Here is a 12,674-nt window from a genome sequence, read left to right as displayed (position 1 = left end):
AATGTTTCTATGTAACACACCCGGTGGCGTGCGGCGTCACGAAAAAATCCCCTCATTCACCCGGATACCCAGCCCCGGCTGGCCCGAGGGCACAACGCGACCGTCTGTAAAAGCCAACCCCGTTGCGGCATCGCCGTCGAGCAGCAGGGGCCCGTCGAAATCCGCGTAGTCGAGCAGCGGTCCGAGCGCCGCCAGGGCCGCGGTGCCAATGGACGTTTCGTTCATGCTGCCGCCCATGACTCGTAACCCCAATTCCCGGGCGCGGGTGACCATACGACGCGCGGGAGTCAACCCGCTGCATTTGGTGAGCTTGATGTTGATGCCGTGGAAAAACCCGGCGCAGCGATCGACGTCCGCCTCGAATACGCAGCTTTCGTCGGCAAACAGCGGGAGGGGCGACGCCGCATATAGCGTCTTCATACCTTCCCAATTATCCTTTGCCAGCGGCTGCTCGACCAATTCGACGCCGAGGTCCGCGAGCGCGGGAATTTTCAACAACGCCTCATCCAGGGACCAGGCGGCGTTGGCGTCTACCCGGAAAGGCATGTCGGTGTGGGCGCGCAGCTTTCGGACGATGTCGAGGTCGTCGGGAGCGCCGAGCTTGACCTTATAGACCGGCCACGGTTTGGCGAGCATCTTTTCCACCATGCGCTCCGGCGCATCTATGCCGATCGTGTAATCGGTAACCGGCGCGCCGGCCGCGTCGAGCCCCCACAGCTTTTGCAGCGACGCGCGTTTGAGCTTGCCAAAAAGGTCCCAGGCGGCGATGTCGAGGGCGCAAACCAGGAAAGGGTCGCCCGGTAACAAGTGGTGCAAGTAGTGCCAGTAGCGCTCGGGGTCGGTAAAGGCGAACTTCTCCACAAAGACGCGCTTGGCGGTAAGCGCCGCGAGCATCTTGTCGGTGGTGACGTCGTAATAGGCGATGGCCGGGGCTTCCCCGTAACCGCGCTGTCCGAGGCCTTCGAGCTCGATCAGCAGGGAGGGTTGGTGCGTTTTCGTACCCTTGGATATGGTGAAGGGATACTGGAACGGGAGGTTGGAAACGGCGGTGCGGACTCTCATAGCTTATCCCCTCCCCGCCCGGAACAGGCTGGCCCGGAATGCCTCGTTAAAGTCTTTCTCCGCCGCCAGCTCTTCGAGCGGAAGGTGCATGCGGTATCTCCAGTAGTGCTTGGCGTTCGCCGGAATATTGATGCGCTCCGACTGGGGGTTTTCCTTGCGGAGACGTCCGTCGCTGCCGAGGATGTCCTGGAGCTGGAAGATGCTCCACATGGCCCCCGAATGCAGGTGCTGGTCGACGATCATGCGGTTGATCTCCGGCTCGCAAAAGAAAGGCGCGTCCCCGGGTTGTCCCAGCACGGTGTTGAAGAAGCGCTGGGTACGGGCCCGGTCTTCCTCCCACCAGCCGCGGATGGTGCTCATGTCGTGGGTAGATGGCGTGACGACGCTCAGGTAGTGCGCCTGGCCGGGGCTGGCGAATTCCGCCCCGAGGGTCTTGGGCATGCGTTGTACCTCGAGGCTGAGTATACCCAGCTGGCGCATGACCTCGGGGACGCAGTGCGGCACCAGGCCCAGGTCTTCCCCGCAGATGAGCATGTTGGTCGCGCGTTTCAGGGCGGGCAGGCGCTCCATCGCTTCCTTCATCCAGAAGTCGTCCTGGCGGCGGAAGTAATAGTCCACGTATAGTTCATAGACCGCCGTCCGTTCTTCCGGGTGGAGGTGTTTGAAGGATGGCGTCTGCTCCATCCCGAAGCGGAAATGGAAGCGGGTTTGGTTACTGCCGTTTTCCTCGAACAGGATGACGTTGCTGATCAGGTCGTACAAGCCCTGCCTCAGGAACTGCGTATTCTCGCTGGCGATGACGTCCGCGAAGTGGAGCTCTACCTGGCGCTGGGTGGCGAATTCGTCTTTCAGCCGGTACCTCCCGTCGGGTCCGACCGGGTGCAGGAATTCGTGGAAGTGGTCCTTGTTGGAGCCGAACATCTCCCAAAGCACGTCTTCGGTGATGTAGGGCATCGTATAACGGGTCGGTTCAAACGAAATGTGTTTGTCCGCGAACTCGTTCACCATCACCGGCAGCGCCGGGACGAACCGTCCCATGATGCCTTCGACCGCGTGCATGGGGATACTCCAGATGCGGAAAAAACCCAGGATATGGTCGATCCGGAAGGCGTCAAAGTAGTGGCTCATCTGTTCGAACCGGCTCTTCCACCATTCGTAACCGTCGGCGTGCATCGCCTGCCAGTTATAGGTGGGGAAACTCCAGTTCTGGCCCCGGACCGCAAAGGCGTCGGGAGGCGCCCCCGCCTGCAGGGTCATGTTGTATAGCCCCGGGGCCAGCCAGGCGTCGCAGCTGTACCGATAGATGCCGATGGGGATGTCGCCCTTCAGGATGATACCCTGCTGGTGGGCGTAGTGCACCGCCTCGGTCAGCTGGAGGTGGAGGTGGTACTGGGTAAAATAGTAAAACGCGATGTCGGCATACTGGGGTTGTCCCGGCTCGACAAAGGCGGCTACGGCCGCGGCATCGTATTGCGCGTGCTCCTTCCAGCTATAGAAATCGGTCGTCCCGTACACGTCCCGGAAATAACAAAAGGCGGCGTAGGGGACGAGCCAGTGGCGGTTTTTTTCGAAGTAGCGCTGGTAGTCCGGGTGCTCTTCGAAACTGGCGCCCACGCGCTCGTATATCTTCCGGAGCGTCTCCAGCTTGCACTGCATTACGGTCTCGTATTCCAGCTCCGGCCGGGCGTTGAGCTCCTTTTGTTTTTTCTTGTAGTTTTTGAGCAGGCTGGCGTGTTGCTTGCCGGCGACCCGGCCAATGTTCAGGTAGAGCGGGTGAAGGGCGTAGGCCGAGATCGCCGCGTACGGATACGAGTCCACCCACGTGCCGGTCGCACCGGTATCGTTGACGGGGAGGAGCTGGATCAGCTTCATCCCCGTCAGCTTGACCCAATCCACCAGCAGGGCGATGTCGGTAAACTCCCCTACCCCAAAGCTATCCCCGGTCCGGAGGCTGAATACGGGAATGGCCACCCCCGCGCCCTTCCAAACGTTGTTGGGCAGGCGGACAAAGCCATCGTGCATGATCTTGATCTTGTCGTGCCCGCTGGCCTCGAAAAGGATGCGGTTGTCCCCCCCTTCATATTGAAGGAAGGCGCCGGTCTCTATATCGTATACGCCATATTTATAGGCCAGGGGGAAAACGTCCCCCGAGAGGTCGAACCGGAACACCCACCAGTTGTTTTCCCGCTTGCCGAGCATGGGATCCGTCGACGACCAGGCGCCCGTGCCCGCGCTGCTACCGATCATACACAGCACCTCGTTGGGTCTCAGCAAGGGCGCCTTCACCCGGAACTCGTGGGTATATTCTTCCGGCCACTTGATCTTCCGGCTCGCCCCCTTGCTCTCCAGGAGCAGGGTCTGCTGAAAGGGCAGCGTATAAAAAACGTTTTCGTATTCGCCGGCGAAGTCCCACGTATCGATCAACCGGATCTCGCTGACCGGCCGCGACTCGTGGTCGATCACCCGGTCGTTCCCCCACTCTTCGGTCAGCAGCCCGTCCTCCGTCCTCAGGACGTACTTGTATTGCAATGGCTCGTCCACGCTTTTTACTTCGATCGACACGTGCCAGAATTGCTCGTTGAGGTATTGCATGGGAAGCGCCCTGGAAAGGTCGCCTTCTCCCAGTAAAGGATGGTTGCCGCTAAGTAAAAGGGATTGTCCGTATTGAGTGTGAAAACGTATATAAAAGTGCACTATCATCAGCACCGCCTCATTTTAAAGCGGAAAAATACAGAAAACCTGTATCTTCGTGCCGATAAAACCGGAAATACGATGGAAACCAACACGAAAAAATCTACGCTCATTTGGTGGGTCCTGTTCCTCATTAGCGTGCCCGTCTACATCTATCTCGCCATGGAAGTGGGCTTTACCAACGTCTATTTGTTACCGTTTGTGTGCTATTTCTTCGTAAAGGCGATCGACATCATCTAACCTTTCTATCGATAATGGAAAAGGCCGCCCATCGCTGAGCGGCCTTTTTCTATTGGGGACCGTTTACTTACTTCACTTCTTCATACTCGGCGTCCGTAACCTGGTCGCCCTGGGCGGCACCGTTACCGGAGGTCGATTGACCGCCTTGGTCGTGGCCCTCGGCGCCGGGGCCCTGGGCGCCTTGGCTGGCCTTGTAGATTTCTTCGGAGGCTGCTGTCCAGGCCTTGTTCATTTCTTCGACGGCGCCGTCGATGGAAGACACATCTTGCGACTTGTGCGCTTCCTTCAGGCGGTTGAGGGCGTTTTCGATCGGGGCCTTCTTGTCGGCCGGGATCTTCTCGCCGAATTCCTTCAGCTGTTTTTCCGTCTGGAAGATCAGGCTGTCGGCCTGGTTGAGCTTTTCGATCTTTTCCTTGGCCGCCTTGTCGGTGGCTTCGTTGGCCTTTGCTTCGGCCTTCATCTTTTCGACTTCTTCCTTGCTCAAACCGCTACCGGCTTCGATCCGGATCTTTTGTTCCTTACCGGTGCCCTTGTCCTTGGCGCTTACGTGCAGGATACCGTTGGCGTCGATGTCAAAGGTGACTTCGATCTGGGGTACTCCGCGCGGCGCCGGGGGAATACCGTCGAGGTTGAAGGTACCCAGGCTCTTGTTGTCCTTGGCCAGGGAGCGTTCGCCCTGGAGGACGTGTATCTGTACACCCGGCTGGTTGTCGGAAGCCGTGGAGAAGGATTCCGATTTCTTGGTCGGGATAGTGGTGTTGGAGCCGATCAGGGTCGTCATCACGCCACCCATGGTTTCGATACCCAGGCTGAGCGGGGTAACGTCCAGGAGCAGTACGTCTTTTACCTCCCCGGTCAGGACACCGCCCTGGATAGCGGCGCCAACGGCTACCACTTCGTCGGGGTTTACGCCCTTGTTGGGCTTCTTGCCGAAGAACTTCTCTACCAGCTCCTGTACTTTGGGGATACGGGTAGAACCACCCACGAGGATGACCTCGTCGATGTCGGCGGGCTTATAGCCGGCGTCCTTGAGGGCCTGCTCGCACGGCTTCAGGCAACGCTCGAAGAGCGAGTCGGAGAGCTGTTCGAACTTGGCGCGGGTCAGCTTCTTGACCAGGTGCTTGGGCACCCCGTCGACGGCGGTGATGTAGGGCAGGTTGATCTCGGTTTCCGAGGAGGAAGAGAGCTCTACCTTCGCCTTTTCAGCGGCTTCCTTCAGGCGCTGCCAGGCCATCGGGTCCTTGCGCAGGTCGACGGCTTCGTCGGCCTTGAATTGGTCGGCCAGCCAGTCCATGATGACCTTGTCGAAGTCGTCCCCGCCGAGGTGGGTGTCCCCGTTGGTGGACTTTACTTCGAATACCCCGTCGCCCAGGTCGAGGACGGAGATGTCGAAGGTACCGCCCCCTAAGTCGAAGACGGCGATCTTCATGTCCTGGTGCTTCTTGTCCAGGCCATAGGCCAGGGCGGCGGCGGTCGGCTCGTTGATGATCCGGCGGACGTTCAGCCCGGCGATCTCACCGGCCTCCTTGGTGGCCTGGCGCTGGGCGTCGTTGAAGTAGGCGGGAACCGTGATAACGGCCTCGGATACTTCCTGACCCAGGTAGTCTTCAGCGGTTTTCTTCATCTTTTGCAGGATCATCGCGGAGATTTCCTGCGGCGTATAGAGACGGCCATCGATGTCGATGCGCACCGTATTGTTGTCACCTTGCACTACCTTGTAGCTGACGTGCTTGATCTCTTCCAGCACTTCATTGTATTTCCTACCCATGAAGCGCTTTACGGACATGATCGTGTTGACGGGATTGGTGATCGCCTGACGCTTGGCCGGGTCTCCCACCTTCCGTTCCCCGTTTTTCAAAAATGCCACCACGGAGGGGGTGGTGCGCCGGCCTTCGTCATTTGCGATGACCACCGGCTCGTTGCCTTCCATAACGGCAACGCAACTGTTAGTTGTTCCCAGGTCGATACCAATAATCTTTCCCATATAGTAATGATACTTTAGTCAGAAATTTCCTATACAGGCGTCAATCATTATGCCAAGGCAAGGCAGGATGCAAAAATGTCAGGTAATTGTCTGAGGTCCCGCTGGACGTGCATTTGCCGCGTCAGGGCCGGCCTTTGGCGGGCGCCGCCTCGGCAGCCTCCCCCCGAAGGGTCCACCAGGCGATGACAATACTGCACACCATAAAGATAGCCCCTGCCAAAAAAGGGGACCCCGGGAAATAGATTTTCCCGTGCGGTCGGGTATAGTAGTGGAAGAGCCCGGTCATCATAAGCGGACCTATGATGGCCGCCATGCTCATTATGCTGGTCAACATGCCCTGGAGCTCCCCCTGCTCGTCGGCGGGTACGTGCCCGGACAGGGTGCTTTGGAGCGCGGGTCCGGCGATTCCACCGAGGCAATAGGGCACCAGGAAGACGTACATCATCCACCCTTGGGGGGCGAAGGCAAACAATATGAGCCCCGAGGTATACAGCAGCAGCCCGGTATAGATGCTTTTTTGAGGACCCAGCAAGGGGACGGTTTTCCGGATCAGCACCCCTTGAACCAGGGCCGTTACGACGCCCACCACACCGAGGGAAAAGCCGATCTGCGACTTAGTCCAATGAAATTTCTCCTCGTTGAAATAGGGCCAGGTGGTCTGCACGGAATAGGCCGCCAGGTACAAAAACAGCAGCGAGACGAAAAGCCCCCACAGCGCCGGGTATTTTCCAAGGCTCAGCAGGGAGCCCACCGGGTTGGCCCGTTTCCAGTCAAAGGCGCGGCGCTTCTCCTTTGGCAGCGATTCCGGGAGGATGAAATATCCAAAGAGCAAATTGAGCAGGCTAAAGCCGGCGGCCACAAAAAACGGAACCCGCAGCCCCCAGTCCCCCAGCAGCCCGCCGATGGCCGGTCCGATGATAAACCCCACCCCAAAGGCCACCCCGACCAAGCCGAAGTTCTGTGTCCGGTTTTCGGGCGTGCTTATGTCAGCGATGTAGGCCGAGGCGGTAGTGAAGCTGGCCCCGGTCATCCCCGCGATCGCGCGGCCCACGAATAGCCATCCCAGCGTCGGTGCAAAGCCCTGGAACAAATAATCCAGCCCGAACCCCAGCAGGGAGAAAAGGAGGACGGGACGGCGGCCATACCGGTCGCTCAGGTTTCCCAGGACGGGCGCGAATACGAATTGCATGGCCGCGTAGAGCGTAATGAGCCAGCCCCCATATTCGGCGGCTTCACTCACGCTGCAGTGTTTAAGCTGCCGTATAAGATCGGGGAAAACGGGGATTAACAACCCAAATCCGATGGTGTCTAACATCAAGGTGACGAAGATGAACCCGATTGCCGCGGATCGCTTTTGCATGGCCATAGCGCACAAAATAGGCAAATTATTTCCGCCGTACCTTTATGATATGAATACGTTTTCCGAATTCCGGGCCTTTACCGACAAGCTGGAACCGCAGGAGCGGCTGACGCCCGCGCTTTTCATCGGGCACGGCTCCCCCATGAACGGGATCGAAGACAACGCCTTCAGCCGGCGCTGGGCGGAGATAGGACGGGAAATACCACAGCCCAAAGCTGTCTTGTGCATGTCGGCCCATTGGTTTACCCGGGGGACGCGGATCACCGCCATGGAGGCCCCCAAAACGATCCATGATTTCTATGGTTTTCCGCCGGAACTATCGGCGGTGACGTATCCCGCGCCTGGCGACCCGGCCCTGGCGGAGGCTACCGCGGAGCTGCTCCGGCCGGCGGCGCCGCTCCTGGATCATGACTGGGGGCTCGACCACGGCACCTGGACGGTTACCCGGCATATGTATCCCCAGGCAGACATACCGGTATTGCAGCTGAGCATCGACTATACGCAACCCGCGTCGCGCCACTACGAGCTCGGCCGGGAATTGCAGGCACTACGTCGCAAGGGCATCCTGGTCATCGGCAGCGGAAACATGGTACACAACCTTCGGATGATGAACTGGCAATTACCCGACGGCGCCTACGACTGGGCGGCCGCCGCCCAGGAACGCTTCAACACCCTGATCCGGGCAGGAGACGCCGGGGCGCTCGCCCGCTACGACGCGCTGGGGCGGGAAGTCGGGCTGGCCATCCCGACACCCGAGCACTACCTCCCTTTGTTATACGTGCTGGGTCTGCAGCAGCCGGGCGAGCCCGTCTCGTTCTTTAACGACCGGACGGTGATGGGGTCGGTGTCGATGACGTCCCTCCAGATCGGGACCGCCTGAGCGTAAGGTATTCCAACACCAGGGCGTCGTTATACGCCGGACAATAAAAATGGTAGATGGAGAACGGCGCGTGGAGCGCCAGCCGGCGGAACATCCGCGGGAACAGGGAGGCGAGGTTGGCGATGTAAAAGGGAAATCGCTCTGCGTCGGGGTCCGCTGGTAGCCCGACGGTGGCGGTGTCGGCGGTGGCAGTGTCGCCCAACCACATCAGCGCCGTCGCCAGGATCACCCGGTCCATCGCGCTGTGCGTGTCCGCCATGGCCCGCCGCGCATCCGCTATCAATTGCGGCCGGTAAGGCTCCAGGCTGTCGATGGTAAACCGCCCCATCAACCGGGAAATATGATATATCAATACCGGGGTCCTCGGGTAATAGGTCGACGCAAACGCCGGGTCCTTCCAATACTTGCGTTCCGCAACGATGTAACGCAGGAACTGCTCCGTGGCGCTGTCTGCCGCGGTAAACCGCAGACCAGCGAACCGCACGAAATACAACACGTTGCAAAGCACCCCCGCGTCCAGCTCGGTGGGGGTCCTGACGCCAAACCATGCAGAGTACGCGGGGAGGTCCCGGACCGCCTTGTAGGAGCCGCGCGCGGGACGCGCCGGACCGCCGGCATGGGCTTCCATCAGGGCCTTTAGGATACGGGCGGTGCTGTCGGGTATCCCCTCCCCCATCCACAAAATGCTGGTGTCGTCCAGGTCGTCGGTTATGTCCTTGTTTTTGAATTGCGCAAGGATGGTCGAGTTTGGGAAAAAAACGGGGTGTTCCGTGGGCCAGAAATTATACGTGGGTCGCCCCCGCGCGTTCAGGTAACGCGGGTAGGCCCTGAGCGCGCGGGCGATGATGCTGTCGCACCGGATCCGTTCCGGAGCCTCGAGCATCGGGCGCAGCTGGCGGAGGGTAAAGACGATCAGCCCGGTATAAAAAATGGAATTGTCCTCCTTTTGCCAACCCGGGGTACCGCCCCAGGTCCGGGTCGTGGGGAACGTGCCGGCGTAGAAAAAACCATCCTGGCGGACCTGCAGGGCTTCCAGCCGATCCAGCAAACGCGCGACCGCGGAATCGGCGGGGGCCGCCACCGCCCGCGCCGCGAACAGCGCCGCCAAAACGCCCGTTAGTGCTATTTCCTTAATGTGCCGCAACATGCGCAATTTACTATATTACAGCATGATCATCGTGATCCAGTGTAAGGACCAGGTAGGGCTTGTCGCGGCGATTTCCGCAGTGCTGGCGGGGCACGGGCTGAACATCGTGTCGATCCGCGAAAACGTGGATGCGGCGCAGCAGGCGTTTTTCGCGCGACTCGTCGTGGAAGGCGCCCCGGCGGCGGATGTGACTGTGGCGGCGGATGAGACCGCGGCCGTCGACGCGCAACGGCTTCAGCGGGAGCTGGCGCTGGTTCTGCCCGCCGGCGCGCTCGTGCGCGTCAACCCCGAACCGCACAAACGCATCGTCGTATTGGTCACCAGGGAGTACCATTGCCTGGGCGACATCCTGCTCCGCAACCACTTCGGCACCCTGGGCGCCAGCGTGCAATGCGTCGTCGGGAATCATGCGCTGCTGGGGGATATATGCCATCGTTTTTCCATGCCCTTCCGGCTCGTCACCCACGAAGGCAAGGACAAGGAAACCTTCGAGACCGCATTGAACGGGGTGTTGGTGGATTACGTGTTCGACTACATCGTGCTGGCCAAGTTCATGCGGATATTGTCGCCGTCTTTCGTGGAACGCTATCCGCACCGTATCATCAACATCCACCATTCGTTCCTGCCGGCTTTCGTGGGCGCGAGCCCCTACCGCCAAGCCTTCGAAAGGGGCGTCAAGCTGATCGGCGCCACGGCCCACTTCGTCACCAACGACCTGGATGAAGGACCGATCATCGCCCAGCAGATCATCCCGGTCAACCACACCTTCACCCCGGCCGACATGGTCCGCGCCGGCAAGGAGATTGAGACCTCGGTGCTGGCCAAGGCCCTCCAGCTGGTGTTCGAGGACCGGGTTTTTATTACACACAATAAAACCATCGTTTTTGAATAGTGTATGAAACGGTTCCTTACCCTGCTGCTGCTCATACCGGCGTTCCTCGTAAAAGCCCAGGAGATCAGACCCTCGGATACGTTGATTAAGACGGGAGCTGACACCCTCCCCATGAGCGACATCGACATCCCCATCCGGGTCAACATGAAGGCCCTTTACCACCTCATGGAGGAAAAGGTCGACACGGTGTACCATTCGCCGGGCTGGCCTGTCGCCTATTATCAGCCCAGCTGCGACACCCGTTATATGTACCGGTTCCGCCGCGGCCACCTGCGGATAACGGCGCTGGGGAACAGCATGGACCTGAAATTCACGGGATATTACCAGATCGATGCCTCCACGCGTCTTTGCTCCGGCACCGCGGCCTATTCCCCCTGGACGCCCGACTGCAGCTGCGGCGCCGGTAAAGAAGGCGCGCGGCGCGTAGACGTCGGTTTTACGATGCGGTTCGCCCTGAAGCCCGACTACACCGTACAGGCAAAGGTTACCCGCCTGCCCTCCACGCCGCTCGACAAATGCACGGTTTGTTTTTGGGGGCAGGACATCACCAACCAGGTCATCGCCGCCATCAACGCCCAGATGGATACCGCCGGCTGGGGTATCCAGGATACGCTGGCCAAGCTCGACCTGCGTCCGCAGTTCCAACAGCTGTGGCAAAAACTATGGACCAGCTACCGTCTCTACAACGTGGGCTACCTCCGCCTCCAGCCGGAACGACTGCGGATCAGCGACCTCGTCGCCCGGAACGACACGCTGTACCTTTCAGTGGGTATTTCGGGACGGCCGCTGATCAGCCTCACGCCGATGAAGGACACCGTGACCCCGGTGCCGAACCTGTCGGACTTCACGCCCCGCCACGGCTTCAACGTCTACCTGGACGCCCGGCTCGACTATGACTCGTTGTCGTCCATCCTCAACGCCCAGCTAGCGCACCAGACGTTCAACGTGGACAACCACAGCATCACCATCGACAAGTGCTCGCTGATGTCCCTCGACCGCGGCCACATAGGCATCCGAATGCAGTTCAGCGGTTCCCAAAGCGGCACGTTCTTCCTCAGCGGCGTGCCCGTCCTGGACACCGCCGCCGGTATCCTCGACGTGACCGACCTGGACTACCACCTGGAGACCAACAACCTCCTGATCCGCACCGCGTCCTGGCTGTTCAGTAAAAAGATCCTCAAGGAGCTCCGGACCTATACGCGATTCCCTATCCGGGACTACCTGGAGCAGATCCGCGCCAAGGCCAACACGCAGCTCAACCAGCCCATCGTCAAGGGCATCCACACCAGCGGGCAGCTCGACCGTATCGTGCTGCTCCGGCTCGGCGTCGGGCTGTCGGAGATGGACATACGGTGCCAGGCTTCCGGGGAGCTGGACGTCTTCGTCGATAACCTTACGTGGTAGGTCGGGCGGTTATGCGGTGGGCGTCCGCTTCACCCGGAAGGTGAAGTGTTTCTGGGTGAGGTAGGAGAACGTCACCACGAATACCGTCGCCAGTATTTTGGCAAAGGGTGGGTACACGTTACAAACGCTCACGAAGAATTTGATGAAGATGACATTGAGGAACAGGCAAACCACTACGAGCAGGAGGTAGCGGAAGAGCTGCACCCGGCCGCGGAGGTTGGACTCGGGGAAGACCAGGTTACGCATCAGGAAAAATCCGGTGGGGAAGCTGACGCAGAAAGCCATCAGCTGCGAGGATATCTCCGGGGAGATGGCGTAGTGGTAGGGCAGGTGGATGATGACCTCCTTGTGGAGGATGTATTTGTAGCTGATCCAGTAGATGCAAATATCCAGGAGCGTGTTCCCGCCTCCGCAGGCTGCGTAGCGAAACGTTTGGATGGGCATGACACGCCGGAAGGGCGGATAGAACCAGTCGATGACGGATAACAGGAACCTTTTCATGTATCCGCGAAAATAAGGCTCAGAACGCGAATCGCACACCCAATCCTCCCCAAACGTTAAAATATGCTCCCGGAAAATCAAACCGGGGCTGTATATCAAAACTGAGGTCGATCGGCGCCCCGTCGAATGTATAATCCAGCCCGAGGACACCATCGGGCCCCAGGTAGGCGCCGTCCTGACGTCCGGAATACTCCTTGGACCACTCGTGGTTATAGACCCCGAAGTGCCCGCCGGCCCCCGCGTACCACCTCAAGTTCTGGACGTTCGGAAAGTCCCCGTAATATTCGTAGAGCCCGGCCGCCTCACCCCCGTACTGGTAAAAGCTGACCCTGGCCTCGATCGCCGTATTGTCCTTGATGAAGTGTTTGAGAGACAGGGCGCCGCCCACCCACCAGCCAAAGACTACGCCTATGGCGTTCTGGTATGACGACTCCGTCGTTTGGGCTTTTGCGGGTAAGGCAAAGCCAAGGGCTGCCACGAGGGCAGCCGCCAAAACAGTTCTCTTCATGTTCT

The 12,674-nt window shown here is 59.6% G+C and carries 11 protein-coding genes; 4 read left to right on the top strand and 7 right to left on the bottom strand.

The window, feature by feature from the left end:
• Positions 1-36 precede the first annotated feature (36 nt).
• Positions 37-1,062, bottom strand: a complete 1,026-nt coding sequence (locus VL547_RS17285; protein ID WP_325580159.1) for a dipeptide epimerase — start codon at positions 1,060-1,062, stop codon at positions 37-39.
• A gap of 3 nt (positions 1,063-1,065) precedes the next feature.
• Entirely contained in the window at positions 1,066-3,762 is a 2,697-nt protein-coding gene (locus VL547_RS17280) for a 4-alpha-glucanotransferase (protein WP_325580157.1), read from the bottom strand.
• A 72-nt stretch (positions 3,763-3,834) separates the two neighbouring features.
• Between VL547_RS17280 and VL547_RS17275 the strand changes: the two genes are divergently transcribed.
• Positions 3,835-3,993, top strand: a complete 159-nt coding sequence (locus VL547_RS17275; protein ID WP_325580155.1) for a hypothetical protein — start codon at positions 3,835-3,837, stop codon at positions 3,991-3,993.
• A gap of 67 nt (positions 3,994-4,060) precedes the next feature.
• On the opposite strand, the gene dnaK is transcribed toward VL547_RS17275, so the two are convergent.
• Together dnaK and VL547_RS17265 are read right to left on the bottom strand one after the other, a co-directional pair.
• Positions 4,061-5,977, bottom strand: a complete 1,917-nt coding sequence (dnaK, locus tag VL547_RS17270; RefSeq protein WP_325580153.1) for a molecular chaperone DnaK — start codon at positions 5,975-5,977, stop codon at positions 4,061-4,063.
• A gap of 121 nt (positions 5,978-6,098) precedes the next feature.
• A complete protein-coding gene (locus VL547_RS17265) occupies positions 6,099-7,337 on the bottom strand; it encodes a TCR/Tet family MFS transporter (protein WP_325580151.1) in 1,239 nt (412 codons plus the stop codon).
• A 49-nt stretch (positions 7,338-7,386) separates the two neighbouring features.
• Here VL547_RS17265 and ygiD point away from each other — a divergent pair, with 49 nt between their 5' ends.
• Positions 7,387-8,217, top strand: a complete 831-nt coding sequence (gene ygiD / locus VL547_RS17260; RefSeq protein WP_325580150.1) for a 4,5-DOPA dioxygenase extradiol — start codon at positions 7,387-7,389, stop codon at positions 8,215-8,217.
• Here ygiD and VL547_RS17255 read toward each other — a convergent pair.
• Positions 8,156-9,364 (bottom strand): hypothetical protein, encoded by a 1,209-nt coding sequence (locus tag VL547_RS17255; protein ID WP_325580148.1) that lies wholly within the window; start codon positions 9,362-9,364, stop codon positions 8,156-8,158. The genes ygiD and VL547_RS17255 overlap by 62 nt on opposite strands.
• On the opposite strand from VL547_RS17255, the gene purU reads away from it, so the two are divergent.
• Both purU and VL547_RS17245 read left to right on the top strand, forming a co-directional pair.
• On the top strand, positions 9,363-10,256 hold the full coding sequence (gene purU, locus VL547_RS17250; protein ID WP_325580147.1) for a formyltetrahydrofolate deformylase: 894 nt from the start codon (positions 9,363-9,365) through the stop codon (positions 10,254-10,256). The two genes, VL547_RS17255 and purU, sit on opposite strands and share 2 nt — an antisense overlap.
• A gap of 3 nt (positions 10,257-10,259) precedes the next feature.
• Positions 10,260-11,660 carry a DUF4403 family protein gene (locus VL547_RS17245; RefSeq protein ID WP_325580145.1) on the top strand — a complete coding sequence of 467 codons (1,401 nt, stop codon included), beginning with the start codon at positions 10,260-10,262 and terminating at the stop codon, positions 11,658-11,660.
• Positions 11,661-11,669: 9 nt separating this feature from the next.
• Here the strand turns inward: VL547_RS17245 and VL547_RS17240 are convergent, their stop codons facing one another.
• Positions 11,670-12,161, bottom strand: a complete 492-nt coding sequence (locus VL547_RS17240; RefSeq protein ID WP_325580143.1) for a GtrA family protein — start codon at positions 12,159-12,161, stop codon at positions 11,670-11,672.
• A 19-nt stretch (positions 12,162-12,180) separates the two neighbouring features.
• Entirely contained in the window at positions 12,181-12,669 is a 489-nt protein-coding gene (locus VL547_RS17235; protein WP_325580141.1) for a hypothetical protein, read from the bottom strand.
• Positions 12,670-12,674: the final 5 nt, after the last annotated feature.

The organism is Dinghuibacter sp., from assembly GCF_035492835.1.
Classification (GTDB): domain Bacteria; phylum Bacteroidota; class Bacteroidia; order Chitinophagales; family Chitinophagaceae; genus Dinghuibacter.
The sequence above is the reverse complement of the archived record's forward strand: the minus strand, read 5'-3'. Positions and strand labels throughout refer to the sequence as shown.